We start from the raw sequence: 25,372 nt of genomic DNA, 5'->3' as shown, positions 1-25,372 counted from the left end.
CTGGATCGACCTCGGCGAGCCGCACACCGTCAAGTCGGTGCAGGCAGTGTCGCAGCTGGTCACTCAGGAGTACAAGCGGCGCGGCGGCGGATTCCTGGGTCAAAAGGACGAACGGCAGAAGGCGCTCCAGCGCTGGGGCAACGAGAAGTGGCAGACGAAAGAGGGCGATGCCCGGGCGCGCAAGGACGGCACGACGAGTCGCTACCTGCCCAAGAAGGCATGGGACGAGATGTCGGAGAGCCAGAAGCGGGCGACCGACACGAAGAAGCGGGAAGCCTCTCGAACGGGCAAGCAGTACGTCGCCAACACCGGGCCGGCCAAACGGGCGCGTCGGGACGCCACGACGGCCGGCCGGATGACGGAGATGTCGGTCGCGGAGGCGGCCAAGCTGGTCCGTGGCCTCGACACCCGACAGCTCAAGACAGCGCTGCGTAACGAGCGCGCCAGCAAGGACCGCAAGACGCTCGTCCAGCGGCTGGAAGCCGAACTCAACCGGCGCGGCTGACCCGGCCCTCGACCGCCTTAACCCGGCCTTAGCCTCCGGACAGCGCGGTGCTATCCCGATCTGGCCGATCCTCGGAGTCGACAACCGAGGAAAGGTGGACACCACGATGAAGCGCACCAATCTGCTTCTGGCGTCGGTCGGCGGGTCGGCGGTGCTGGCGGTGGCCGGGGTCGCGCTCGGCGTCAACGCCGCGAACGACTCGCGGACCGGCGGCACGGCACTCGCCGCGGCAACCGTCGCGCCGACCGCCACCGACGCGCCGGCAATCACCGGTACGCCGTCAGTCGGCACCCCATCGGGTACGCCGTCGAGCGCAACGCCGTCCGGTACGCCGTCGACCGGCAGCGCGCCCGCGGGTAGCGCGGTCGACGAGAAGCGCGCCGGTGAGATCGCGCTCGCCAAGGCCGGTGGCGGTCAGATCGTCGAGGTCGAAGCCGAGAAGGAGAACGGCCGACCGGTGTGGAGCGTCGAGATCGTCGCTGGCGACACCGAGCACGAGGTGGACGTCGACCGGGACAACGGCTCGGTGGTCAAGGCCGAGCAGGAGCCGGTCGACAACGACGACAACGACGCTGACGACAACGACGACAACGACGACGACGACAACGACAACGACGACGACGACGACAACGACGACGACGACTGAGCGCGGTCGCCGCTCACCCCGGATGCTGCGGTGAGCGGCGGCGCGCTGTGACGCGGTGGTCGGACTGTCCCTCGCGGGCGGATCGACCACCGCGCACGTCATGTGGCGACGCGCTGCTCCTGGACCGTCGGTCGCTCCTGTGCTGCCGGTTGCCCCTGGACGGTCGGCTGCTCCTGGGCGAACTGGGTGCGGTACAACTCGTGGTAGCGGCCACCCGCCGCGAGCAGGTCGCTGTGTCGCCCACGTTCGACGATGCGTCCCGCTTCCACTACGAGGATCTGGTCGGCCGCCCGGATGGTGGAGAGTCGGTGCGCGATGACCACGCTCGTCCGGCCGGTCAGCGCCTCGGCGAGGGCGTCCTGAACCGCCGCCTCCGAGGTGGAGTCGAGATGCGCGGTGGCTTCGTCGAGGATGACCACGCGCGGGCGAGCCAGCAGCAGGCGCGCGATGGTGAGCCGTTGCCGTTCCCCGCCGGACAGGCGGTACCCGCGCTCGCCCACTACGGTGTCCAACCCATCGGGTAGCGAGCGGATCAGGTCGTCGAGGCGGGCCCGCCGGAGCACCTCCCACATCTCGTCCTCGGTCGCGTCCGGCTGGGCGAACGCCAGGTTGGCGCGGATGCTCTCGTGGAAGAGGTGCCCGTCCTGGGTCACCACGCCCAACGCCGTCCGGATCGACTCGGCGGACAGCTCACGGACGTCGACGTCGGCCAGCTTCACCGCGCCGTCCTCGACGTCGTACAGGCGAGGCACGAGCTGCGCGATCGTCGACTTGCCCGCCCCGGAGGAGCCGACGAGCGCCACCATCTGCCCCGCTTCGGCGCGGAACGACACCCCGTGCAGCACTTCCTCACCGCCGCGCGTATCGAGCTTCGCCACGTCCTCCAGGGACGCGAGCGACACCTTGTCCGCTGACGGGTAACCGAACCGGACCCCGTCGAACTCGACCGCGACCGGCCCCTCCGGAAGGGGGCGGGCGTCGGACTTGTCGAGGATCAGCGGCTTGAGGTCGAGGACCTCGAACACCCGCTCGAAGCTCACCAGTGCGCTCATCACCTCGACCCGGGCACTGGCCAGCGACGTCAGCGGTGCGTAGAGCCGCGACAGGAGCAGCGCGAGAGCGACGACCGTCCCGGCGTCGAGGCTGCCCCGTAGGGCGTAGAGACCACCCAGCCCGTAGACCAGGGCCAGTGCCAGCGAGCCGACGACGGTGAGCGCGGTGATGAAGACCCACTGGAGCATCGCGGCGCGGATGCCGATGTCCCGGACCCGGCGTGCCCGAGCCGCGAACTCGGCGGACTCCTCGGCCGGCCGCCCGTACAGCTTGACCAGCGTGGCACCGGGTGCGGAGAAACGTTCCGTCATCCGGGTGCTCATGGCCGCGTTGTGCTCGGCCGCTTCACGCTGCAACTGGGCGAGCCTCGAACCCATCCGCCGGGCCGGAAGAACGAAAATGGGCAGCAGGACGAGCGCCAGCAGCGTGATCTGCCACGAGAAGGTGAGCATCACGGCCAACGTCAGCATCAGCGTGACGGCGTTGCCGACCACACTGGACAGCGTGTCGCTGAAAGCCCGCTGCGCGCCGATGACGTCGTTGTTAAGGCGGCTGACCAGTGCGCCCGTGCGGGTCCGCGTGAAGAAGGCCACCGGCATGCGCTGTACGTGGTCGAACACAGCCGTGCGCAGTTGAACGATCAGCCCTTCACCAATGCTGGCGGAGAGAAATCGCGTCACCAGCCCCAGCCCGGCCTCGGCGAGGGCGATCACGGCGATCAGGACGGCCAACCGAATCACCACGCCGCTGTCGGCGCCGTCGACGATCGCGTCGACCACCCGACCGGCGAGAACGGGTGCCGCCACAGTGAGGACCGCCGTCACCACACTCAGCAGCAGGAACCTGACGATCAAGGCGCGGTGTGGCCGTGCGAACTGCGCGATCCGCTTCAAGGTGGCGCGGGACAGCGGTCGCTCGTCCTGCGCGTTCATCGCGTGATGCAGAGACGTCCACGCGGCAAATTCCATGCTCATGCATTACCTCCGATATTGGAGGCTAGGACCTCACCCGAGCTTGAGGTCAAGTCACCACGCGATTCGGTGGCTACGGGTTGTTCACGTTAGCCGTAGCCCGTCACCACGTCGGTGCCGTCGACGACATCCGATACAGCGCTCAACGACGACGAGCTTGCGCCCGTGAGGCACTGGCGCGTGGAGCTTGGCCCACGATCATGGAGTTGTGGTGCCCGTTTAGGACACCAGCGGGCACTTTGTAACCCACCACAACTCCTTGATCGACGGCGAGGTCGTCGACGGCGAGGTCGTGGGGGCGGGGTCGTGGGGGCTGTCGAAGGCGGTCGTGAGCTGTTGCGGGTCGTTGTGCCCCTGCTGGCCGACGACGGCGCCACCTGGCTCGCGGGCCGACGCAGCGTTGCGGCCCGGAGCAGGCCGTCGTGAGCTGCTGCGGGTCGGGTGCGAGCCGCTGCGATCAGCTCTCTTCTCGACTCAGCCGGCATGCGCCCGGGACGTGCCGCTCGGCGCTTCGGCCTTCGCGGCGGGTGCCTGATCAACCAGCCTCCTAGGATGCTTTAGGCGGTGTGCGGTGGGCGACGGTATCGACCCGACATGGGTGATCGTTCTCGACTGGCCGCCCCTATGTTCGTCGGTGGTAGTGGTTGCGCCGGGGGAGTTGTTCGGGGTCGAGCCAGGCGGGTGGAATGAACTCCGGATGTCCGTCGTCGCCGAGCCGGACGACCCAGTCGGTCTGGTGGACGTGTCGATGGTGGTGGCCACAGAGGAGGACGGCGTTTGTCAGGCTGGTTGGGCCGCCGTCGGCCCAGTGTCGAATGTGGTGGGCGTGGCACCCGCGCGGTGGTCGGTCGCAGCCGGGGAACGCGCAGCCCTGGTCGCGGAGCACGAGGGCGCGGCGTAGCGGCCCGGTGATGAGTCGGCGTTGTCGGCCGACGTCGAGTGGTTGGCCGGCGCCGCCGAGGACGGTGGGCAGGATGGCGGCGTCGCAGGCGAGTCGACGCACCGTGTCCGGGGTGAGCTTTAGGCCGATGTCGAGTGCGCCGGTGGATAGCTGCCGGGTCAGCCCGTCGTAGCTGGTGGTGACGACGATCTGAGCGGAATCGCCACCGCTGTCGGGCAGCTCGCCGGTCCGGAGGGCGAGTCGGCACATGTCGGCGAGGGCGTCGTGGCGGCGTTGCCCGGGGGAGCGGGTGTCGTCGGGGCCGGATGGTGCGGTCAGTGGGTCGATGGCGGCGCGGAGCAGGCCGGCGGTTTCGGTGTCGAGGGTGCCCCTGAGTCGGAGTCGGCCGTCGGTTTGCTCGGACAGGGTGAGGTGACGGTCGCGGCTGGCGCGGCGTGCTTCGGCGTCGAGGGCGGCTTGGGCGGCGGCGTCGGCGAGGTCGGGGGCGACGTGGTCGAGGATGCGGGTGCCGAGTTTGCGCAGGTGGGTGGGGTCGAACTGCCCGGCCCAGTCGGTGAGCAGGCTGACGGCCTTGTCGGCGGCCTCGGTGCCGGCGGTGGCTTGCACGGTGGTGGCGGTGTCGACGATGACCCGGGCCTGGTCGAGGGTGATGTGCCCGTCGGCTAACGCTTGTCGTATCCCGGGCTTGCCGGTGTCGAGAGCCGTGGCGAGGTCGACGAGGCGGCGGCCGGCGGGGATGGTGAGTCGCAATCGTTCGCGGAGCCAGACCGTGGTGTTGGAGGCGCCCTGGGCGCGGGCGGTGCCGCGGCCGTCGACCTCGCGGATGAGGGTGAGGGTGACGGCGGCGAGGCGTTGCTGAAGGCGGTGCGCGGCGTCGAGCGCGGCGACCAGGTCGTGTTCCGGGAGGGCCCAGGCGGCGGCGTCGACGCAGGTGGCGATCGCGTCGTCTGCCAGCGCCAACTCCTCGACCATGACCCGAGACTAGAACAGGCGTACGACACTTTCAGTCACCAAGATCGATGGGCAGGTCGGTGCGCCGTGAGGCTTATGAATTTCCTCAAGGGTCCACCACCGTGCGTCTGCGGGCGTCATGCCGGACCGGCAGACTCGCATATTCGTTCGGGGCGAGTTCTCCCTCGGCGCGCCGGCCGCCGCCGGAGCGCATCACGGACCGTAGCCAAGGTGGGCTGGCGCCGACGTCCGCATCTGTCGAGATCAGTGCGCCGGCGACGAGCTTGCGCGAACAGCAGCTGCGGACGTGCGCGCTCAGCGCATGAGCTCAGCTGGCACTGCGAAATCCTCAGAGACGTAAAGGTCGGCGATGGCGCCATGATTGTCGGTGGCGCTTACGGCAGCGATCTTGTCAATGAGTGCGTCGTACTCGGGACCGGTCTTGCCCTGATAAGAGGTGTCCATGCGCCCCCATTCATCCCATGGCAGCATCTCGACCTTGTTCAGCGCGGCGAGGTCCTTGATGGCCTTTCCTCGAATCTCCGCGGGTCCCCAGTTCTCGGTGCCGTATACGCCGAACTGCGCGGCGTCGATGCGGCCGTATGTGGCGAAGCCACAGCGTGCCCGGGCCGCGATCCCGCGGTAGCGCAGCAAGGCACAGCTGAGCACGGCGAAGTGGCGGCAGGTGCCAATCACCCGCCGGTCAGGGGCGCGTGCGACAGTCAGCGGGGCTGGGTCCAGGCGAGCAAGGCACCGATGATGCCGTCGACAGGACGCAGTTGGTCCTCGGCGAACCGCTGCTCGGAGACCCCGAGCGCCTTTGCATCTGTGGGCTGGAGGACGAGGTCGTGAACAAGGTGGCAGATGTCGACGGGCTCACTCGGAAGATCGTCGAGCGCCGGCTTGTGGACCCGTGCCGATTGTCGTCAGCGGGCCTACCATGGCGTAATCGATCATCCCCGTTCTGCCGGCCATCGTAGGCACTGCTGCTAAAGACTCGCTGTCCCCCGGTCACGATGGTGGACGGCACCCGAGACCCCACCAAGAACCGGGATGTTCACGGGGCGCGTGGTGTCAGGCTGGTGGGTTGTGGTGGCCAGCGGCGTACCGACTCCAGGTGCCGCCGGCGTTGGTGACCTGCCGGGTGGTGGTTGTCGGGTGGAAGCCCAGGGCGTCGCCGACGACCGGGGCGGGTGCTTGCAGGACGAGTTGGCGTAGTGCTGCGATGCGCGCGGGGGGAAGTCGAGGTTCTGAAGCCGGTTCTTGGCGGTCAAGGCCTCGGGTGCGGCTCCTGGCCAAAGTCGCATGCGTTCGAGCTGGGCGATGGCGGGCTCTGCCAGGTGTTGCGAGGCCGGGCAAGGTGCGGATGGCGTGATCGAGCCGGCGGTGTGCTGCGGCGCGCACTCATGCTGGTGACCGACGCGCCATCACCCTTTGTGATGTCAATGCCTAGGTTCCATGTCACGCAACGAACTTAAAGACCTTGCCGTTGGTGGCCAGCGGCTGCGGAGTGCCGGCGAAGCGGTGAACGCCGACAGAGAACAGCACGCCGTCGGGGGCGTGGAAGGCCTGTTCGGCGAACCCGGCGTCGGCCAACCACGTTCGGATTTTTGGTGTCAGGTCGGGCGGACGTCGGGTCCTGGTCCAGATAACCGTGGCGTCTGCGGCGCAGAGCTTCGGCAGCGCGTTGATGGTGGCATGGGCGTCGGCGTCACTGATGTTGCCCAGGACTCCCGCCATGATGACGAGGTCGGCGGGCACCACCTGTCGGTAGGAGGCGAGGTCACCCGCGTCGGCCTGCATGACGGTCACCGTCTTGAGGTTTTCGGTGACTGCTCTGGTTCGCGCTGCGGCAACGTTGCGCGGGTCGTACTCGATCAGCGTGACATCGACCCGTGTGGCGTCGGGGCGGGTGGCCAGCACGTCCAGGACGTCTTGACCTTGACCGGCACACATGCTGACCACCGACACAGGCTTGCCCGGTCGCTCGTCGAACCACGCGGCGATGTGCTGCTGAACCAGCCGTAGCCGCCGTGCCAGCGGTGAGTCATCTTCGGCGTACGAGCTGTGCCATGCGTACCAATCCTTGCCGTCGTTCACGGAGACCAAGCCTGCCAGTCTCACCCGTGGCGGCGGTGTGGGCACGCCGATCGCGGCAAAGAGCCTTGCGGCGAGGTCGTCGGCGAACGGAAACTCCCGTGCCGGCGACCCCGCCACCACTCAGCGAGCTAGCCGATGCGGAACTGTTCGCCGTAGACGGCGAACGTCAGGGGCGTGTTGAGGTTGAAGTTGCCGTTGTTGAGGAACACCCGCTGGGCGGTGTCGACGCGGGAGGTGTCCGAGTGGGCCGCTTCCTTCCTCATCTCGAGGACCCGCTCGTCGAGGAAGGCGTTCAGCCAGGTCCGCTCGTCGCCGCCCTGGGCTGGCGGCTTGGCCCGGTTCAGGGCGCGGCTGCGGATCTGGCGCATGCCCTCGTACCCGTGCATGACCGCCGCGTCGTAGTAGGCGAACTGGCCGAGCGCCCGGACCTGGTCGTTCTTGCCGTCGCGTACCGATGGGTTGAAGTAGACCCTGTCGCGTTCGGCCTCCTGGGCGGCCTGGAAGACGGAGTCGTTGGCTGCGGTCCGCCAGTCGCGGGGGAAGTTGGGGTCGAGGCCCGAGTGTGACGGGGTGCCGTTGACGTTGCGCAGCGCTGGCAGGTAGCCGGCGAGCACGTTGCCCGGCTTGGTGCGGGTGTACGCCTCGACCAGTTCGAGCATGTCGCCGGTGCCGGAGCAGAAGCCGATGATGCCGGCGGTGTAGCCGCGCCCGTCGCCGATGTCCTCGATGTAGGAGAACTGCGCGCGCCAGTCGAGCGAGGAGTTCTCGGCGGCCGAGACGAGCTGCATGGCGACGTCCTTCTTCGCCGGGTCGTCGAGGTTGGTGCCGGTCGGGGTGGTGGGCGGGGGAGTGGTGGGGGTGCCGCCGCCCGGCAGGGTCCACCGCTGGTTCGTGGTGCCGCCGCACGTCCAGATCTGCAACCGGGCGCCGTTGGCGGTGCTCCGGTCGGTGACGTCGAGGCACTTGCCGGAGGCGGTGTTGACGAGCGCGCCGTTGCTGGCGGTCCACTTCTGCGCGCCGGTGTTGTTGCAGTCGTACAGCTGCACCTTGGCGCCGTTGGCTGTCGACGCGGCGGTGACGTCGAGGCACTTGCCGAGCGCTCGGATCGAGTTGTCGCTGTTCCCGACGGTCCACGTCTGGGCCGCGCTGCCGTTGCAGTCGTAGAGCTGGACGGCAGTGCCGTTGGCCGAGCTGGCGCCCGCGACGTCGACGCACTTGCCGCCCAGGCCGGTGATCGGGCCGGCGGTCGCGGCGCTCGCCGAGGGCAGGCCGTAGCCGACGGCGGCGACGCCGATCAGCAGGGTGCCCACGACGTAGGCGGCTGTTCTCTTGTGAACCATGGGTGTTCCTCGGGGAAGGGGCGGCGTGCCGCCAGCCGGTCGGTGCGCGGTGCCCTACGGCGCCGAACTGCCGCGCCGGGCCAAGCATCAGGAAACTGTATTAACAGATACCAGTACGTCGATTCGCCGTCAATCGACGACCGCGAGGCGTGACGGCCTCTGTTCATCCCGTCGTTGGCGGGACGTACCTGCCGGTGGCTATCGTCGGGCCGTAACTGATCAACGGGCCGGTCCGTCGGAACCAGCACCGTCCGACGGACAGAAGATGGTCATGGAGTCGAGTCTGCGCGCTCGGGTACGAGCCGGTGACCCCGGCGCGTTCGCCGAGCTGTTCGACGCGTACGCGCGCTCGGTGTACAACCACGCGTTCCGGCTGACCGCCGACTGGGCCACGGCGGAGGACGTCATGGCCGCGACGTACCTGCAGGCCTGGCGCTCCCGGGAGCGGGTGACCGAGGAGGGTGGGTCGCTGCGTCCCTGGTTGCTCGGCATCGCCACCAACGAGGCCCGTAACCACGCCCGCAGCAACCGTCGCTACCGCAGGGTGGCCGCCGCGCTGCTCGCCTCCGACTTCACACTGCCCGATCACGCCGACGAGGTCGCCGGCAGACTCGACGACAGCCGCCGCATCGCCGCCGCCATCGACGCGCTCGCCCGGCTGCGTCGATCCGAGCGCGAGGTGCTGACCCTGTGCCTGTGGGAGGGCCTCGACTACGAGTCCGCCGCGGAGGCGCTGGGTGTTCCGGTCGGTACGGTGCGCTCCCGGCTGTCGCGGGCCCGCGCCCGGCTCCGTACCCTCGTCGACGCGCCACCGCGCGCCGCGCGACCGCCGATCGTGGACGCCTCGCTCGTACGGGAGGGCAGCCAGTGAGCGCGCCGGACCCGGCCGAGTGGGCGAGGATCGCCCCCCACCCCGGCGACCAGGACCTGCCGGAGGGCCGGCACGAGGTGCACCGCCGTCGCCTGCTCGCGGCGATCACGCAGGAGCCGCGTACCCGAAGAAAGGCCTTCGTGTCGTCGCGGCCCGCGCTCGCGGCGGCCGCGTTGGTCCTGGTGGTGGCGGGGATCGGCGGAGGGCTCGCGCGCCGGTCCGGCGACGCGCCCCCGGCCGCGATCCCGTCACCCGAGGCGACCCGTCCGGCCGCTCGGCCGGCGCCGCCGGGCACGGCCGCCAAGAATCGTGGGTACGGCACCGTGCGCCACCTCACCGACACGGCCGACCTGGTGGTCCGCGGGGAGGTGGCGTCGGTGACGGACGGGCGGGCGGTCTACCGCGTGGCGGAGGTGCTGTACCGCGCCCCGGGCGCCCCGGTGCCCACCGAGATCATCGTGGCCGCCGAACTGGCCGGGACGGCCGGCCGGCCGAGCGTCCTCTACCTGGGCCTCGTCGACCCGGCTGCGCGCGTCTACCACCCGCTCGGCGGGGAGTTCGGGATCTTCGACCTCGCCGGGGAAACGGCCACCAGCCGGTCACCGGCGATGTCGGTGACCGGTCTGCGTAGCGAGGACGCCACCGCTGCGGGTCGCGCGTTCGTCACCACGCTTGCCGAGCTTCGTCAGCTCGCGCGCGAGCGGCGCTGACCCCCGAAAAGCTGAGCCCGAAAAAAATGGAACTCGGTGCCCGGGACGCACAGATAGAAGGCGTAAGCAGTGCCGCGTTCCGAGCGAGACGGCCCGGGACGGCACCGAGACGCGAGGAGCGTTCCATGGCAGTCGACCTTCGCCGTACCCGGCCGCTGTGGGCCACGGCCGCCGCCGTGCTGTCCGTCGCGGCCCTGGCCGCCTGCGGCAGCGGCGGTGACGCCGACCGGGCCGCCGGGCCCGCCCCGAGCAGCGCCGCCCCGAGCAGCGCCGCCACGCCGACGGACGTCGCGCCCCCGCCGATCAAGGGCAAGCTGCGTGGGTACGCCACAGTGCGGCAGCTCAGCGACACCGCGGACCTGGTGGTACGCGGTGAGGTCGAGGAGACCGGATTCCGGGTCGACGAGGTGCTGAGCGCGACGACCGGATCGACAGTGCGGGCCGGGGTGCGGATCACGCTCGCCCAACTGCCCGCCGGTGTGCCGGACATGGCGCACATGTCGAAGCTCGAGGCCGGCCAGGTCGTGGTGCTCTACCTCGCCCAGGACCCGGCGGCCTCGACGTTCCGGACGCTCAGCGGCGACTTCGGCGTGTTCGACCTGAACGGGTCCGGCGCGGAGGCCGTCGCCACGACCCGCTCGCAGACCATGGCCGTCAGCGGCCTGGACGCCGAGGACCCGGCCGCCTCCGGCCGCGGGTTCCGCACCACTCTCGGCCAACTGCGGGCCGTCGCCGCTCAGGCCAGGTAGGAGGAGTGGGCACGCGGACGGCACCCGCCGAGTGCCGTCCGCGTGGTCACTGTTCCCGGTAGGTGGCCAGGTCGAAGTCGGCGTGCACGCCGTCTCCACCCAGGTCCTGTACCCACAGGCCCAGGAACGCCCCCGTGAAGCCCCACGCCGCCGGCTCACCGTCGATGATCAGCGCGGCGTGCTCGTCGGACAGGATGGTCGCGTCCAACTCGACAGGTAGCCGCTGCCAACCGGCACCGAGGTCGTGGTCGAAGCGCACCGCCGGCCCGTCGAAGACGGCTCGCAGGCCGACCCGGGTGACACCGTCGACATCGACGGTCAGCTCGGGGTACGCGGTGCGCCGCCCGTTGTCGGAGCTGAGCAGCTCCAGCACCGTCCGGCCGTCGTCTGCCCGGGTCAGGTAGAGGTGGTGCCAGTTGAGCGTGTTGTAGTAGGCGGTGATCCCGGCGAGCTGACGGTGGTCGGCCGGTGCGAACTCCACAACGGTCTCCAGCGAGCACTCCCTCGCGCCGACGCGCCGCCCGATCAGGCTGGGTGCCTGTCGACCGACCGGCGACTGCCCGCCGTGGACCCGCAGGTACGACGGGCGGGTGCGCAGGTCTACCCAGTCCGGGGTGGCCGGCCGACGCAGCGTGGACCAGCACCGGCCCAGCTCGGGGGCGTCGAAGTGGTCCGTCTCGGGCTCCGCCGGCCAGGGGTGCGCGGGCAGGTCGGGTGCGACGACATCGTCCGCCGGCACCCCTCCGGCGATGCGCGGCCAGCCGCCCGACGGCCACTCGACCCGCTGGATCGCTGTCTCCCGACCCAGCACGCAGTTGCCCAGCGGGGAGTACGGGCGACCAACCAGGTGAGCCAGGTACCACTCGCCGTTCTGCGTGTGGACCAGACTGCCGTGCCCCGCCTTCTGCAACCGCAGGTCGGGCCGCCCGAAGGAGGTGAGCAGTGGCCCGTCCGGGTCCACCTCGTACGGTCCGAACAGCTCCCGGGACCGCGCCACGGTGACCTGGTGCTCCCAACTGGTGCCGCCCTCGGCGGTGATCAGCCAGTACCAGCCGTCGTGGCGGTACAGGTGTGGACCCTCGGTGACCCCGGCCGGGGAGCCGGTGAACAGGATGCGAGGGCTGCCGACCAGACGGCGTGCGGCACGGTCGTACTGCTGGATCTCGATGCCACCGAAGCGGTCGCGGCCGGGCCGCCAGTCCGCGCTCATGCCCAGCAACCAGGTGGTGCCGTCGTCGTCGTGGAATAGCGCCGCGTCGAACCCGCGCCCGTGCAGTTTCACCGGATCGGACCAGGGGCCGGTGATGTCCTCTGCGGTGACCAGGAAGTTCTGCGGATCCCAGTAGCCGCTGGCGAAGCTGGCCACGTCGCTGTAGACGAGGTGGAACTGACCGTCGTGGTACGTCAGGTCGGGCGCCCACACTCCGTTGGAGTCGCCGCATCCGCGCAGATCGAGCAGGCGCCGGTCGGTGATGATCCCACCCAGGCTGCGCCAGTTCACCAGATCACGCGAGTGGTGCACGAGCACACCCGGATACCACTCGAAGGTCGAGGTGGCCAGGTAGTAGTCGTCGCCGACGCGCAGGATCGACGGGTCCGGGTGGAAGCCGGCGAGGATGGGATTGCGGATCGACCGGATAGCGGTCGCCACGTTAGCGATGTCGGTCGACACGAGCACTCCTCTGGACGGGCTGTCTGGAACTTCCGGAAAATCGCGGTCCTGGATCACTGGAGGCCCTGCTTACGCTAGCCGCTCTTTTCGCAATAGGACAGAGGTCTTGACCGCTGGGACAACAGCTCGTAGCGTGCCGGCCATCGATCGGCATTACCGGCGAAGCATTGAAAGTTTCGGAGATCCATAGCTCCGCAGGGGGGACCGTGGGCACGGAGAACGGCCGAAACGTCACCATCGCCATGATCGCGCGGTTGGCCGGAGTCTCGGTGCCCACCGTCTCCCGGGTCATCAACGGCCGCTCCGACGTCGCCCCCGACACCCGGGAACGCGTCGAGGAGCTACTGAACCGTCACGGCTACCGCCGCCGCTCACCGTCACGGCGTACCGACGCCGCCCTCATCGATCTGGTCTTCAACGACCTGGACAGCCCGTGGGCCGTGGAGATCATCCGTGGGGTGGAGGACGTCGGCCAGACCAGTGGCGTCGGCACCGTCGTGTCGGCCATCCACTGGCGCATCTCCTCGGCCAAGCAGTGGCTCGACAACATGCGTACGCGGTCCACCGAGGGAATCATCTTCGTGACCTCGATGGTGAACCCACCGTTGCAGGCCGAGCTGCGCCGGCTCCACCTGCCGGTCGTCATCATCGACCCGGCCGGGGTCGACCCGCAGGAGTCACCCACCATCGGCGCCACCAACTGGGCGGGCAGCCTCAGCGCCAACCAGTACCTGATCAGCCTCGGCCACCGCCGCATCGGCTTCATCGCCGGCCCGCCGCACCTGATGTGCAGCCGGGCCCGGATGGACGGCTATCGGGCCGCCCTCGGCGCCGCCGGGATCCCCATCGACGACGCCCTGATCCGCCCCGGCAACTTCTACCACGAGGCCGGCTTCACAGCGGGTACGCAACTGCTGGCCCTGCCCGACCCGCCCACCGCCATCTGCGCCTCCAGCGATCAGATGGCCCTCGGCGTCTATGAGGCGGTCCGTAAACGGGGTCTGCGGGTGCCCGACGACGTCAGTGTGGTCGGCTTCGACGATCTGCCGGAGGTGCGCTGGTGCTCGCCACCGCTGACCACCGTCCGGCAACCCCTGGCCGAGATGGGCATGCTGGCCGCGCGGACCGTGCTGCGCCTCGCCAGCGGCGAGAGGACCGAGAGCCCCCGGGTCGAACTCGCCACCGAACTCATCGTCCGCGACAGCGCCGCACCAAGACGCTCGTGACCTTGCCTAGTCGATGCGCAACGCGTCGTCGACGCCCGTCTCCCGGCGGCCGAGGTGCGCCGGATCCCGACCGGAGAGCAACTCCAGCGCTGCCTTCAGGCAGGCGCCGTTCTCCCGGTACGAACTGAACCACCACGTCTGGGCGTACCGCTTCGCGCTGTCGTCGCCCACGCCGTTGGCGTCGATGCCGAGGCGGCGGCACAGTGCCACGGCCCGCGGAAGGTGGAAGGTCTGGGTCACCACAGTGGCTCGCCGCACCCCGAAGATCCGCTCAGCGCGCGCACACGAGTCGTACGTGTCGAAGCCGGCGTAGTCCGGCACCACCTTGTGCGCTGGTACGCCCCGCTCCACCAGCCATGTCCGCATCGCGGCGGGCTCGTTGTAGTCGGCGTTCATGTTGTCGCCGGACACCAGGATCGCCCGCACCTTGCCGGCGTCGAACAGCCGCCGCGCGATCTCCAACCGGGCGGCGAGGACGGGTGAGGGCGTGCCGTCGGCGTCCACCTTGGTGCCCAGGACCAGGGCGACCGGGGCGTCCGGCACCTCGGACTCGCCGTAGAGGTGGCCCTCCGCGGTGTCGCGGATCCACGTCACGCTGGCCACCGTGCCGCCGGTCAGCACCACGATCCCCACCACGAGCGCGAGGACCGTACGACGGACCAACGGGTGCTCCCCGTACCAGCGTCTGGCCGCGCCGAATCGTCCCCGCATGCCGCAAGGCTATTCGGCCCGCGCTCACGACTGTCGTCGGCGTCGCTGTCGACCTGATGCCGTAGCCGAGTCATCGATTGTCTATGGACAATCGCTCACTGTTAACGCTAACGTGACGGACAGTCGTCAACGCTTGACCGATCTCAGGCCGCCGTGACGGAGCTGTCGCCATTGGCCCGAGGCGTGACGGATGACGATCGTGGCGTGGGGCGGGTGGCACGTGGCCGGCGCGAGACGGCCCGAGACCACCACCGGGCGACCCGCGCGCCACGCGGCCGAGGCGTGAACGGCCACCGGGATTCCAGGGCACCGCAGCAGCCGGGACAGTCGTGCGACGACAACCGGCCCGCCCACCTGCCCAGCGCACCCCGCTGAGCAGTGGCCCACAGCTGGGCGCCCTGATGGCGACCGTCGATCCCGGCCCTGGCCGCCGGGTTGCGTCCCGCTGTTCGGAGTCCGGGCCCGAGCAGCGGGACGCACACCCGCACGACAACCGACGGGGTACGCCGCCGTCGGTCACCGCGTCAGCTTCGGGACCACCGCTGGCTGTTCGAGCCGTTGCAGCTCGACAGGACCGCAGGGGTGCCGTTGGCGGTTCCGGCGGCGTTGGGCGTCAGGCACAGGCCGGACTGCGCGCCGGTCACCGTGCCATCGGTGTTGACGTTCCACTGCTGGTTGGTGCCGCCGTTGCAGTCCCAGATGATCACCCGGGTGCCGGGCGAGGTTCCGGCGCCCTCGGCGTCCAGGCACTTCGTGCCGTACGCCTGGAGTTGTTTCGCGGCGGTCGACGTCCACTGCTGGTTGGTGCCGCCGTTGCAGTCCCACAACGTCACTTGGGTGCCGTTGGTCTGCGACCGCGACGGGACGTCGAGGCAGCGGTTGGCGGCCGCGTTGCGCAGTGGCGCCGACGTGCCGCCGGGTGGCGGCGTGGTGGGGCTCGTGGTGTCGAAGCCGAGGAACCGGATGGCCTGCGCGGCGTCGAACGGGATGGAGTGGCCGTACCCCTGGAAGCTGATCGCCTCGACGGGCGCCGTGCCGCCGGTGCCTCCGTACCGGGTACGGGTGGCGCTGGCCTGCGGGGAGTCGGTGAAGCTGGGGATCTGCGACACGCCCAGCACGTTGGTCCACTGCTTGATCTGCTCGCCGAAGTTGACGTAGCTCAACGTGGTGTCCGTGGTGCCGTGCCAGATCTGGAACCGAGGACGCTTGCCTGAGTAACCGGGGTAGGCGTTGCGGACCAGGTCACCCCACTGCTGCCCGGTCCTGACGATCCGGCCGCCGGAGCACTCGCTGTTCCACTCCGCGCCGTTGGTGGTGGCGAAGCACCCGAACGGGACCCCGGAGGAGCTGAACCCGGCGTGGAACACATCCGGGTAGAGGCCGACCATGACGTTGCTCATCATGGCGCCGGAGGAGAACCCGCCCACGCCGATCCGGTTGGCGTCGACCGGGTAGCGGCTCCGGACGTGGTCGACCATGGACTTGAGGCCCACCGGGTCGCTGCCGCCGTCGCGCCGCAGGGCCTGCGGTGACGATACGTCCCAACACTTGCTGCTCCGGGTCACCGACGGGTAGATCACGATGAAGCCGTAGCGGTCGGCGAGGGCGCTCAGGCCGAAGCCGCTGTGCACCGCCGGACCGCTGCCGGTGCAGTAGTGCAGGGCGAGGAGCAGGGCCGGCTGGGCCGCGACCCGGTCCGGCACGTACAGGTGCATCTGGAGGTTCGTCGGGTTGGTGCCGAAGTTGGTCACCTGGGTGAGCGTCGCGGCCGACGCCGGGGTGGCGACCGTGACCACTGCCGTCATCGTCGCCAGGGCCGTCGCCAGCGTGGCGGCCAGCAGTGCGATCCTTGATCTCATCGGCGGTTCCTCTTGTCGTGAGTCGGGGACCCGGCGGCAGCACGGCGGTCCGGCGCAGGCGGATCGACGACGGCGCCAGGGGGCCCCGGGGCGCGCGACGTCCGCCGCGCGTCACCGGCGGCTGCTGACGGAACCTGATGCGACGTCCACCTGCCCCGGGGACGTCCTGACCACTGAGGTCGAACCAGCGAGGGACCTCCCGGTGAGCCGCGGACGCTGACCGCCTCGCATCGACTGTGAGCGATAACATGCCGTTCGTCAAGCTGTAACGTTCGACGACTGTCGATCTCATGTCGGGGCGTTCACGGCTTCCACCGCTGGAGGGTGGATGTCACAATGAGGGCGGCGCTCACGTGGTCACCGCTGAGCCCGGGGGAGGGCCTTCCGCAGGAAGCGGACGGTGGGCACGAACCCGGAGGCCGTCTCATGACCCATCTGCCAGACGCTACTGCCCTCTCCGGCATCGTCGAACTGCTCGGCGGCGTGCTGCAACTCGCCGCCGCGGTCGTCACTCTGCTGGCCGCCGTGAGTGTCCGCGGGCGTCGCTCCGGGCGCGGGGAGCGCGGCGAAGACGACGTCTGACGCATCTTGAGATTGTCCAACCGACAGTGCCATTGTGGTACGTCGATGAAGAGCCGCGCGCGGGGCTGACGTCCGTCCACTGGGCAGCCGGGATCACATGTGATCTCGGGGGGCGGTGACACGAGCGATGGACCAACCCGAGTCTGCCGTCCACGAGATCGCCCGTCACCGGTTCGCATCCTGACCGGTCGGGCGGCTCCTCTGCGCGAAGGAACCCCGCCCATGCGTAAACCGAAGACCCGAGCAGCACTCCTGGCGGGCCTGCTGCTCGCCGCGAGCGCGCTCGCGGGCGTCAACCCACCAACCGCCAGCGCGGCGGCCGACCCGGTCACCGTGACCGTCAACACCCGCGCGGGACTGGCGAGCGTGCCGGACACCGCTCTCGGCGTCAACCACGCCATCTGGGACTCGAACCTCGGCACCGCCGAGACGTCGGACCTGCTCAGAGATGCCGGTGTGCAGATGATGCGCTACCCCGGCGGCTCGTACGCCGACATCTACCACTGGAGGGACCACACCGCGCCCGGCGGTTACGTCGCGCCGGGGACCGACTTCGACACCTTCATGGCGGCGGTCCGGCGCGTCGGCGCGCAGCCGATGATCATCGCGAACTACGGCACCGGCTCGCCCGCCGAGGCAGCCGACTGGGTGCGGTACGCCAACGTGACCAAGGGCTACGACGCGCGTTACTGGACCGTCGGCAACGAGAACTACGGCAACGGCCACTACGGATCCGCGTGGGAGGCCGACGACCACCCCGACAAGAGCGCCACACAGTACGCGAGGCTGGTCGTCGAGTACGCCGACGCGATGAAGGCTGTCGACCCGAGCATCAAGGTCGGAGCGGTGCTGACCATGCCGGGCAACTGGCCGGACGGGATCACCGCCGGCAGCGATCCGGGCCCGTGGAACCAGACAGTGCTCTCCATCGCCGGCCCGAAGATCGACTTCGTGGACGTGCACTGGTACCCGGGCGGCACCGCCGCCGAGTCGCTGGCCCGCGTCAACCACCTCCCCGACGCCACCTACCTGCTGCGGCAGCAGCTCGCCAGGTACGCCGGCCCGAACGCCGACCGCATCGGCATCAGCTTCACCGAGCTGAACGTCGACGCCGGCCGGAACACCCAACCGGCCGCCCTGTTCCTCGCCGACGTCTACAGCGGTCTGCTGGAGAACGGCGTCTTCACCGCCCACTGGTGGAACGTGCACAACGGCATGGGCACCGTGACGCAGGTGGCCGGTCAGACCGACTACGGCGACTTCGGGATGCTCTCCAGCGGAGCCTGCACGGAGGACGGCTCGGTCTGTCAACCGCCGCTGAACACACCGTTCGCGCCGTACCACGGGCTGAGCATGATGAAGCTCTTCGCGAAGACCGGCGACCAGTTCGTTCGCGCTGGTACCGACGAGCCCCTGGTCACCGCCCACGCCGTCCGCCGGAGCAACGGTGACCTCGCCGTGCTTCTGGTGAACAAGGACCCGGACAACGACCACCCGGTCACCATCGACTACTCCGGGTTCACCCCGTCGACCGTCGCGCCGACGGTGTCCACCCTCACCAACGGGGCCACCGGCATCGTCACCAGCCAGTCCGGCTCGGCGACCAGCCGGACGCTGCCCGCGTACTCGTTGACGACGCTCGTGCTGCGTGCGGCCGGCACCACCGCCGGACGGCCGACGGCACCGGGCCAGCCGACCGCGAGCGGCGTCACCGACCGCGCCGCGACGATCACCTGGCCGGCGTCCGCCCCGGGCGCCAGCCCGATCGCCAAGTACGAGGTGCACCGGCAGTTCGGCGCGGTCAGCGAGCAGGTCGGCGAGACGACGAGCACCTCGTTCACCGTCGACAACCTCGTGCCGGGCAGCAGGTACACAGTCAACGTGTTGGCCCGCGACACCGCCGGGCGGGTCTCCTGGGCCTCACCGCCGCTGACCTTCGCCACCGGCAGCCCTGCCGCCAGTACGTGCACCGTCCGCTTCAGCGCCAACAACGACTGGGGCAACGGTTACATCGGTGGCGTCGAGATCATCAACAACGGGTCCAGCCCCATCAACGGCTGGACGCTCACCTGGACCTGGCCCACCGGTTGGCAACAGGTGAGCAGCGGTTGGAGCGCCACCTGGGAACAGGTCGGCACCGCGGTGCGGGTCACGCCCACCACCGACAACCGGCAGATCGCCGCCGGCGGCACGGTGAGCGCCGGCTTCGTCGGCGCGTACGGCGGGCCGAACGTGCTGCCCACGGCGTTCACCCTCAACGGCACCATCTGCGCCACCGGCTGACGCCGCGACGGTCGGCTGGCCCGTTCGTCGGGTCAGCCGGCCGTCCCTGCTATCCGCGCTCGTGTCTGCCCGGGGTGTGCCCGAAGGCCCGGCGGAAGACGTCGATGAACGCGCTGGCGGAGGACCATCCACACCGATGCGCCACGGCGGTGACCGGAACATCCTCGGCCAGCATCACCAGAGCACGGTGCAGCCGCAGTTGGGTACGCCACTGCGGGAAGGTCATGCCGAGGTCGGAGCGGAACAGGCGGGACAGCGTACGGTCGCTTCCGCCGACCTGCCTGCCGAGCGCGGCCAGGGTGCGGTTGTCGGCCGGGTCGGCGTACAGGATCGCGCAGAGTGCCTTCAGTCGGGGCTCGGTGGGCGTGGGCAGGCGCACGGGCTGCGTGGCCGAGGACCGTAACTGGTCGAGCAGAACGGCCCGCAGCCGCGCACGCGCGGGGCTGTCATCCTGGGGTGCGCGGGTGTAGGCGAGGATCAGCTCGCGCAGCAGCGGCCCGACGGCCAGTACGGTCGGCTCCGTCAGATTCAGCGGGTCCTCGGTCGCGGGCAGGCCGATCAGGTGCAGTTCGAGTGCGCCGTGGGCCTGGTGCGCGTGCGCGGTTCCGGCGGGCACCCAGATGGCGCGGCTGGCGGGGACGACCCAGGAACCCGCGTCGGTGGTAATGGCCAGCACGCCACGGGCGGCGTAGACGATCTGATGGTCGTCGTGGCGGTGCACGTCGATGACGGACCCGGACGCCAGCTGCTGGGCGCGAGTCGGTGCCACCGGCCGATGGCGGATTTTCGTCATTGGTTGGCAGATTATCGGAAGCCCGACAGGCCGGGAAGCGGCGAGCATAGCGGCGTGCCGAGAAACAGAACGATCATCCTGCTATCCGTCGGGCATGGTTGCGTGGACGTCTACCAGGGGGCTGTGGCGGCGCTCATACCGTTCTTCATCGCCGAGCGTGCCTACACCTACGCGGCAGCTTCCGGCCTTGTGCTCGCCGCCTCGCTGCTCTCCTCGGTGGCGCAACCGCTGTTCGGTGCGCTGACGGACCGGTGGGCAATGCCCTGGCTGTTGCCACTGAGCACGATCCTGGGCGGACTGGGAATCGCATGCAGCGGAATCACCGGTTCGTACCCGATGACGCTGGCGTTCGTGGCCGTCTCCGGGATCGGAGTCGCGGCGTACCACCCCGAGTCCGCCCGGGTCGCGCGGATCGCCAGCGGCGGAAGCCACGCCGGGATGGGTTGGTTCTCCCTCGGCGGCAACCTCGGCTTCGCCGTAGCGCCCATTCTGGTCGCCGCCGTCGTCGCCAGCCGCGGTCTGCGACTCACTCCGTTGCTCGTGGTGCCGGCCCTCGCGGGCAGCGTGCTGTGCCTGCCCGTCCTTCGCGCGCTGCGTCCGACGACGGGGGCCGGTTCCGACACTCCGCGGTGGATCGGGACCGACGACAGGGCGTCGTTCGGCCGGCTGTCGCTGGCCGTGGTCTGCCGCTCCATCGCGTTCGCGGGTCTGAGCACATTCCTGGCGCTCTACGCGCCGCAGCGCACCGGCGGGGGAACCTCGGCGGGAACGGCGGCGCTGGTGGTGCTCTACCTCGGTGGAGCGGTGGGTACGGTGCTCGGGGGCAACCTGGCCGGCCGCTGGGACCGGGTCACCGTCGTGCGCTGGTCGTACCTGGTGAGCGTCGCCGCCGTCGCGGGGGTAGTGCTCGTCCCCGGGCCGGCGTTCTATCTGTTCGTGGCGCTCACCTCGGCCGGGCTCTACATTCCGTTCTCTCTCCAGATCACCCTTGGCCAGGACTATCTTCCGACCCGCGTCGGCACCGCGAGTGGCATCACACTGGGCCTGGCCGTCAGCGCCGGCGGCCTGGTCAGTCCACTCATCGGCGGTGTCGCCGACGCGATCTCCCTCCAGGTCGCCCTCGCCCCGCTGATTCTGATGCCCGCGCTCAGTTGGCTGCTGTTCCGTACCCTCCCCGAGCCTGCCCCGCCGAGGCGCTGAAGCAAGCACGTTCGGGTTGGCACCTGACGCACTCCCCGAAGTGTGTGATGTCTGTGAGTCATCACGATGACTCACAGACATCACGCTCGTCCGGGAAGGGTCGGCCCCCACAACAGCCGCCGCAGTCAGCGCCCCTGGCGCATGATGACGGTGGCCGAGCCGGTGTCGTCCGCCCACGGGTCGAGCACGAGGGTGTACGTGCCGCGCTTCGGCAGCGGACCCGTCTCGAACCGGCCGGTCCCGCCGATGATGCAGCCGCTGCCCATCGGGTCGCCGTCCGGGCCGGTCAGGAGCAGGATGCCGCACCGGTCAGGCAGACTCCCGGCAGTCACCACGACGGTGACGCGACGACCGGCGTCGGCGGTGAACCTCAGCCGGCTCACCGCACCCGGTCTGCTGACGGTCAGGGTGGCGGCTCGGCCGTCCGCGACGCTGTCGGCCTCCTCGTCGTGAGCGTCGCGTAGCCGCACGTCCGCCGAGCCGGTGTCGGTGGAGGTCCCGTCGACCTCCAGCACGTACCGGCCGGTGGCCGGCAGGACGAACCCGTCGACATGTCCCTGGCCGCCGATCACGCAGCCGCTGGTCACCTGTTCACCGGCCGGGTCGCGCAGGCGCAGCAGGTTGCACCGGTCCGGCACTGTGGCGTCGGTGACCTGGAGGAAGATCTTCTGACCGGCGCGGCCGTCGAAGGCCAGGCGGCTGACCGCGCCCGGTTGGGCGAGCGTCGCCCGGACCGCGGGCCCGTCCAGCGTGAGCGTCTTCTCCTCGTCGGTCACCGCAACGACCCGTACGGTTGCCCGACCGAGGTCGGCATCCCACGGATCGAGCACCACCTGATGGTCGCCGGTGGCCGTCAACGTGGTCGTGTCGATGAAGCCGGCACCGGAGATGACACAGCCGGTCGCCAGTTGCCGGCCCTGCGGGTCGAGCAGCAGCAACACGCCGCAGCGATCCGGCACGGTGGCGGCGGGTACCTCCACGAAGATCTTCTGACCGGCCCGGCCCGGCACCTTCGTCGCGGCCGTGGCGCCGGCCCGGGTCACCTCCAGCTCGACATCACCGGCGGCAGGCACGTCGCGCTGCGCGCGGGCGGCGTCCTCGGCGAACGCCACCTGCCCGGTGAGGCCGACGTCGAGCACACAGTCGGCGAAAATCTGCGGGTCGGTGACACCGGCGCGCCGGCAGACGAGTTCGGCGGTGGCCCGGTTGGGCAGGTCCCCGACGGTGAGCAGTCGGTCCGGGAACCGCCGGTCGGTGAACGTGCCGGTGTTCTGCCCCGGCTCGTAATCGAACAGCGACCGTTGCGCCTCGACGCGCCAACTGTCGGCGAAGCCCGGGTACAGCGCCTCGAAGGTGGGCGGCTGCGCCACCCGCTTGCCGTTGCGGACCGTCAGGTCGTCGCCGGGGTCACCGTCATGGTCGCCGAGCAGACCCTGCAGCGTCCCGGCCCAGGCGGTGGGCGCGCTGACGCTCACGCTCAGCCCCCACACCCCGATCGGCTGCGCGGTCAGTCGCGCGCCGCCCGGCCACTGCACTGTCACAGTGCCGTCTCCCCAGGTGGTGACGGTGCCACCGTGCGGCAGCTTCACCCCGTCCGGCGCGGACACCGGCGCGGCGCCGTTCACCCGGACCGCAGGACCGTCGGGTGTGGCGTACACGCCGACCCGGTCACCGGCCACCCGAGCGGCGACTGCCGAGTTGACGGCCACCACCGAGCTGGCCGGGAACATCGTCTGTCGTACCTGGACCTCGAAGTCGTCGGTCGTCGAGCGGGTCAGGACGAACTCACCGGCGGCCTGGAAGTCGTAGCGCAGACCGTCGTAGGTGAGCAGGTGCGGGTCGCCGTTGCTGTTCGCGCACCGGTAACCCTTGCCGATCACCGAGATCGAACAACCACCGCCACCGGGTGGTCGGGGCTTGGGCTGGTCGCAGTCCTTGCCGTTGGACGGGAGTTTCACACCGCTGTACGTCGTGCGCAGCGGCACACCGACCGCCTTGCGGTACGCGTTCTCCGCCAACACCGCGTGCACCTCGGCCGGGTCCGCAGTGCTGGCCTGTTGACCGCCCTGCGTGCAGAACTGGCCCCGGTCGGTGTCGTTCACCTCGTCGAGGGCATGGTTCATCTCGTGGATCAGGGTGGCGCACTGGTCCTCGGTGAAACCCGTTCCCTCCTCCGACAGCGCCCGCCCGTCGTTCTCCGGCACCCAGTTGATCTGCACGTCACTGCCCGGGACGTACGTGGTGGTGCTGCTCTCCGAGCCGAAAATGGGTCTACGCACCTTGATTTGCTTGCCGGAGCGTTCCAGCTCGTCGAGCACGGCGCCGTTGCCGGAGCCGCGGATCTGTCCGACGCAGCCTGCGTACTCGGCTTGCAGGTCGTCGTTGACGCTGACCACGGCGGACGCCGCCTGTGGGGCGAGCAGCACCAGGACGCCCGCCAGCACGACGCCCATTCGCACTCGGCTCCGCAACCCGGTCACCCGCCCCTCACCTCGAACGCGACAGTGCCCTGCTCGGCCGTCGCGGCGCAGGCGTCCGCCGGCACACCGCGCAGCGGCGCTCGCAGGTAGCCCAGGACCAGCCGGTACGCCCCCGGTTGGTCGACCGGCCACCACGTGACGGTGGCCCCGCCCCGCCCGTCCGGCGCGGAGGTGGTCAGCGCCGCGCCGACCGGGCTCTGCGGGTCGCTGCCCAGCGTCAGCTCCACCGACCCACGCGGGGGCACCCGTACGAGGTTCTCGATCAGGTACGCGGTGAAGTCCCGGTAGTAGGCCGCGCCGCCGATCGCGGGCGCCACCGCCGTGCCGTCGCGGGTCAACGACATGACCGTCACCGCCCCGTCCGGCACCCGACTGAGCTGGCACTCGGCGTCGCGGTTGTTGACCAGCCTCAGCCGCAGACTGATCTGCTCACCCACCCGGTACGACGGCTGCGACGCGCTGACCGTCAGGCCGACAGTCGCCGTGCCGCTGGTCGGTGTCGGTGACGGACGCGACCGTCTGCACCCGGCCGTGGTGACCAGCAGCAGTACGGCGAGACCGCCGGCGATCACCACCGTCCCTGCGCGGGGTACGCCCATGGGCCGCGAGCCTCCTCCGGGTGCCGACGGTCGGCACAGATCCCGGCCAGCCTGCGCCGAAGGGTGCCGCGAGCGCTGTCGCGATCCGGCCCGGCGGATGTCCGCTAGCCGACCCGGAGGGCCGAAAATCGATCATCGCGGGCGTTATGCTGCGGGACCGGACAGCCGGGGGAGAGGTGGTCGATCATGACGCAGTCGCAGTCGCAGTCGCAGTCGGAGGCAGCCCTGCAACCGGACAGGCCGAACGCGGCGCGGATGTTCGACTACTACCTCGGCGGGAAGGACAACTTCGCCGCCGACCGGGCCGCCGCCGAGATGGTGTTGCAGGTGGCGCCGTGGATGCCCGAGGCTGCCCGGCAGGGTCGTGACCTGATCGCCCGGACGGTCCGGCACCTCGTGCAGGAGAGGGACATCCGACAGATCATCGACCTCGGGTCCGGGCTGCCGACCCGGGACAACGTCCACGAGATCGCGCACCGCATCGACCCGGACGTGCGGGTCGTCTACGTCGACAACGATCCGGTGGTCTCCGCGCACGGCCGTGCGTTGCTCGCCGACTCGCCGACGGTGTCGGTGGTCCAGGCCGACCTGCGCGACCCCGAGCAGGTGCTCGACCACCCCGAGATCAGCGCCGCGATCGACTTCGAAAGCCCGGTCGCGGTACTGATGATGTTCGTGCTGCACCTGGTGCCCGACGAGCAGGACCCGCAGCGGTTCGTGGCCACCTACCGCGACGCGCTCGCTCCCGGCAGCTACCTGGCGCTGTCGCACGCCAGCACCGACACGCACCCCGACCTGATGGCCCGGATCTCCGCGATCTACGCGCGAGCGAACAGCCCCTTCGTGCCGAGGAGCCACGCGGACGTCTCCCGGTTCTTCGGCGACTTCGTCCTGGAGTCGCCCGGGCTGGTCAACATGTGGCCGTACGCCGAACCGCCGGCCACCGAGGACCCACAGGTCGCCCGCACCGGCTACAGCGGCGTCGCCCGCAAACCCTAGGCCGGCCTGGTTCGCTCGGCCGAACTAGGGTTTGCGGCCTGTGCCGCACGACGCCGATGTCCGCCCTGGCAACGGCGTGTTGGGTGTTGCACCGGACGGACGAACCGGCTTGCCTGCGCCTGCACGGAATCCGCCGTTGAGCGCCGCCCCACCACCAGATCTTGGACAGTT

General features: G+C 70.1%; 21 protein-coding genes. 10 read left to right on the top strand and 11 right to left on the bottom strand.

The window, feature by feature from the left end; genetic code table 11:
• Positions 1–4 precede the first annotated feature (4 nt).
• Together AB0B48_RS17650 and AB0B48_RS17645 are read left to right on the top strand one after the other, a co-directional pair.
• Positions 5–505 (top strand): hypothetical protein, encoded by a 501-nt coding sequence (locus AB0B48_RS17650; RefSeq protein ID WP_357202432.1) that lies wholly within the window; start codon positions 5–7, stop codon positions 503–505.
• A 106-nt stretch (positions 506–611) separates the two neighbouring features.
• Positions 612–1,151: a PepSY domain-containing protein gene (locus AB0B48_RS17645; protein WP_357202423.1), complete on the top strand. Its 540-nt coding sequence runs from the start codon at positions 612–614 to the stop codon at positions 1,149–1,151.
• 98 nt (positions 1,152–1,249) lie between these two features.
• On the opposite strand, the gene AB0B48_RS17640 is transcribed toward AB0B48_RS17645, so the two are convergent.
• The 5 genes from AB0B48_RS17640 to AB0B48_RS17620 all read right to left on the bottom strand — a co-directional run bounded on the left by AB0B48_RS17640 (position 1,250) and on the right by AB0B48_RS17620 (position 8,467).
• Positions 1,250–3,136 (bottom strand): ABC transporter ATP-binding protein, encoded by a 1,887-nt coding sequence (locus AB0B48_RS17640; protein WP_357202429.1) that lies wholly within the window; start codon positions 3,134–3,136, stop codon positions 1,250–1,252.
• Positions 3,137–3,797: 661 nt separating this feature from the next.
• Complete coding sequence (locus tag AB0B48_RS17635; protein ID WP_357202420.1) at positions 3,798–5,048, bottom strand: DUF222 domain-containing protein; 1,251 nt, start codon at positions 5,046–5,048, stop codon at positions 3,798–3,800.
• A 294-nt stretch (positions 5,049–5,342) separates the two neighbouring features.
• Positions 5,343–5,753 carry a transglutaminase domain-containing protein gene (locus tag AB0B48_RS17630; RefSeq protein ID WP_357202426.1) on the bottom strand — a complete coding sequence of 137 codons (411 nt, stop codon included), beginning with the start codon at positions 5,751–5,753 and terminating at the stop codon, positions 5,343–5,345.
• Between the two features lie 735 nt (positions 5,754–6,488).
• On the bottom strand, positions 6,489–7,127 hold the full coding sequence (locus tag AB0B48_RS17625; RefSeq protein WP_357202418.1) for a class I SAM-dependent methyltransferase: 639 nt from the start codon (positions 7,125–7,127) through the stop codon (positions 6,489–6,491).
• Between the two features lie 128 nt (positions 7,128–7,255).
• Entirely contained in the window at positions 7,256–8,467 is a 1,212-nt protein-coding gene (locus AB0B48_RS17620) for a chitosanase (protein ID WP_357202416.1), read from the bottom strand.
• A gap of 271 nt (positions 8,468–8,738) precedes the next feature.
• Here AB0B48_RS17620 and AB0B48_RS17615 point away from each other — a divergent pair, with 271 nt between their 5' ends.
• The 3 genes from AB0B48_RS17615 (at position 8,739) to AB0B48_RS17605 (ending at position 10,797) form a co-directional block, all read left to right on the top strand.
• A complete protein-coding gene (locus AB0B48_RS17615) occupies positions 8,739–9,338 on the top strand; it encodes a sigma-70 family RNA polymerase sigma factor (RefSeq protein ID WP_357202413.1) in 600 nt (199 codons plus the stop codon).
• Positions 9,335–10,048, top strand: a complete 714-nt coding sequence (locus AB0B48_RS17610; RefSeq protein WP_357202410.1) for a hypothetical protein — start codon at positions 9,335–9,337, stop codon at positions 10,046–10,048. The genes AB0B48_RS17615 and AB0B48_RS17610 overlap by 4 nt, the downstream gene beginning before the upstream one ends.
• A 125-nt stretch (positions 10,049–10,173) precedes the next feature.
• A complete protein-coding gene (locus AB0B48_RS17605) occupies positions 10,174–10,797 on the top strand; it encodes a hypothetical protein (protein WP_357202407.1) in 624 nt (207 codons plus the stop codon).
• Between the two features lie 46 nt (positions 10,798–10,843).
• Here AB0B48_RS17605 and AB0B48_RS17600 read toward each other — a convergent pair whose 3' ends face one another.
• Positions 10,844–12,469 carry a glycoside hydrolase family 43 protein gene (locus AB0B48_RS17600; RefSeq protein WP_357202404.1) on the bottom strand — a complete coding sequence of 542 codons (1,626 nt, stop codon included), beginning with the start codon at positions 12,467–12,469 and terminating at the stop codon, positions 10,844–10,846.
• 206 nt (positions 12,470–12,675) lie between these two features.
• On the opposite strand from AB0B48_RS17600, the gene AB0B48_RS17595 reads away from it, so the two are divergent.
• A complete protein-coding gene (locus tag AB0B48_RS17595) occupies positions 12,676–13,695 on the top strand; it encodes a LacI family DNA-binding transcriptional regulator (RefSeq protein WP_357202401.1) in 1,020 nt (339 codons plus the stop codon).
• 6 nt (positions 13,696–13,701) lie between these two features.
• Here the strand turns inward: AB0B48_RS17595 and AB0B48_RS17590 are convergent, their stop codons facing one another.
• Together AB0B48_RS17590 and AB0B48_RS17585 are read right to left on the bottom strand one after the other, a co-directional pair.
• Entirely contained in the window at positions 13,702–14,406 is a 705-nt protein-coding gene (locus AB0B48_RS17590) for an ElyC/SanA/YdcF family protein (protein ID WP_357202398.1), read from the bottom strand.
• A gap of 524 nt (positions 14,407–14,930) precedes the next feature.
• Positions 14,931–16,265 carry a PHB depolymerase family esterase gene (locus AB0B48_RS17585; RefSeq protein ID WP_357202395.1) on the bottom strand — a complete coding sequence of 445 codons (1,335 nt, stop codon included), beginning with the start codon at positions 16,263–16,265 and terminating at the stop codon, positions 14,931–14,933.
• A 426-nt stretch (positions 16,266–16,691) separates the two neighbouring features.
• Here AB0B48_RS17585 and AB0B48_RS17580 point away from each other — a divergent pair, with 426 nt between their 5' ends.
• Together AB0B48_RS17580 and AB0B48_RS17575 are read left to right on the top strand one after the other, a co-directional pair.
• Positions 16,692–16,847, top strand: coding sequence for a hypothetical protein (locus AB0B48_RS17580; RefSeq protein ID WP_357202392.1), 156 nt, complete (start codon positions 16,692–16,694; stop codon positions 16,845–16,847).
• Between the two features lie 222 nt (positions 16,848–17,069).
• Positions 17,070–19,130 carry a cellulose binding domain-containing protein gene (locus tag AB0B48_RS17575; RefSeq protein WP_357202389.1) on the top strand — a complete coding sequence of 687 codons (2,061 nt, stop codon included), beginning with the start codon at positions 17,070–17,072 and terminating at the stop codon, positions 19,128–19,130.
• A gap of 49 nt (positions 19,131–19,179) precedes the next feature.
• On the opposite strand, the gene AB0B48_RS17570 is transcribed toward AB0B48_RS17575, so the two are convergent.
• The gene (locus tag AB0B48_RS17570) at positions 19,180–19,923 is read right to left on the bottom strand and encodes a helix-turn-helix transcriptional regulator (RefSeq protein WP_124857253.1); all 744 of its coding nucleotides are present in this window, start codon (positions 19,921–19,923) and stop codon (positions 19,180–19,182) included.
• Between the two features lie 54 nt (positions 19,924–19,977).
• Between AB0B48_RS17570 and AB0B48_RS17565 the strand changes: the two genes are divergently transcribed.
• Positions 19,978–21,123, top strand: a complete 1,146-nt coding sequence (locus AB0B48_RS17565; protein WP_357202386.1) for an MFS transporter — start codon at positions 19,978–19,980, stop codon at positions 21,121–21,123.
• Positions 21,124–21,248: 125 nt separating this feature from the next.
• On the opposite strand, the gene AB0B48_RS17560 is transcribed toward AB0B48_RS17565, so the two are convergent.
• Together AB0B48_RS17560 and AB0B48_RS17555 are read right to left on the bottom strand one after the other, a co-directional pair.
• Positions 21,249–23,603 carry a VWD domain-containing protein gene (locus AB0B48_RS17560; RefSeq protein WP_357202383.1) on the bottom strand — a complete coding sequence of 785 codons (2,355 nt, stop codon included), beginning with the start codon at positions 23,601–23,603 and terminating at the stop codon, positions 21,249–21,251.
• Complete coding sequence (locus AB0B48_RS17555) at positions 23,600–24,202, bottom strand: hypothetical protein (RefSeq protein WP_357202380.1); 603 nt, start codon at positions 24,200–24,202, stop codon at positions 23,600–23,602. Before AB0B48_RS17555 ends, AB0B48_RS17560 begins: the two co-directional genes overlap by 4 nt.
• Positions 24,203–24,388: 186 nt before the next feature.
• On the opposite strand from AB0B48_RS17555, the gene AB0B48_RS17550 reads away from it, so the two are divergent.
• Positions 24,389–25,201 carry an SAM-dependent methyltransferase gene (locus tag AB0B48_RS17550; RefSeq protein WP_357202377.1) on the top strand — a complete coding sequence of 271 codons (813 nt, stop codon included), beginning with the start codon at positions 24,389–24,391 and terminating at the stop codon, positions 25,199–25,201.
• Positions 25,202–25,372: the final 171 nt, after the last annotated feature.

The organism is Micromonospora sp. NPDC049089 (genome assembly GCF_040648775.1).
Taxonomy (GTDB): Bacteria; Actinomycetota; Actinomycetes; order Mycobacteriales; family Micromonosporaceae; genus Micromonospora.
Note: the sequence above shows the minus strand (reverse complement) of the source record. Positions and strands in the feature narration are given on the sequence as shown.

Bases quoted from the DNA above. Each gene is read 5' to 3' on its own strand.
- AB0B48_RS17555 (WP_357202380.1), bottom strand. From the start codon at position 24,202: ATGGGCGTACCCCGCGCAGGGACGGTGGTGATCGCCGGCGGTCTCGCC.
- AB0B48_RS17580 (WP_357202392.1), top strand. From the start codon at position 16,692: ATGACCCATCTGCCAGACGCTACTGCCCTCTCCGGCATCGTCGAACTG.
- AB0B48_RS17620 (WP_357202416.1), bottom strand. From the start codon at position 8,467: ATGGTTCACAAGAGAACAGCCGCCTACGTCGTGGGCACCCTGCTGATC.
- AB0B48_RS17585 (WP_357202395.1), bottom strand. From the start codon at position 16,265: ATGAGATCAAGGATCGCACTGCTGGCCGCCACGCTGGCGACGGCCCTG.
- AB0B48_RS17590 (WP_357202398.1), bottom strand. From the start codon at position 14,406: ATGCGGGGACGATTCGGCGCGGCCAGACGCTGGTACGGGGAGCACCCG.
- AB0B48_RS17605 (WP_357202407.1), top strand. From the start codon at position 10,174: ATGGCAGTCGACCTTCGCCGTACCCGGCCGCTGTGGGCCACGGCCGCC.
- AB0B48_RS17635 (WP_357202420.1), bottom strand. From the start codon at position 5,048: ATGGTCGAGGAGTTGGCGCTGGCAGACGACGCGATCGCCACCTGCGTC.
- AB0B48_RS17645 (WP_357202423.1), top strand. From the start codon at position 612: ATGAAGCGCACCAATCTGCTTCTGGCGTCGGTCGGCGGGTCGGCGGTG.
- AB0B48_RS17575 (WP_357202389.1), top strand. From the start codon at position 17,070: ATGCGTAAACCGAAGACCCGAGCAGCACTCCTGGCGGGCCTGCTGCTC.
- AB0B48_RS17570 (WP_124857253.1), bottom strand. From the start codon at position 19,923: ATGACGAAAATCCGCCATCGGCCGGTGGCACCGACTCGCGCCCAGCAG.
- AB0B48_RS17550 (WP_357202377.1), top strand. From the start codon at position 24,389: ATGACGCAGTCGCAGTCGCAGTCGCAGTCGGAGGCAGCCCTGCAACCG.
- AB0B48_RS17640 (WP_357202429.1), bottom strand. From the start codon at position 3,136: ATGAACGCGCAGGACGAGCGACCGCTGTCCCGCGCCACCTTGAAGCGG.
- AB0B48_RS17615 (WP_357202413.1), top strand. From the start codon at position 8,739: ATGGAGTCGAGTCTGCGCGCTCGGGTACGAGCCGGTGACCCCGGCGCG.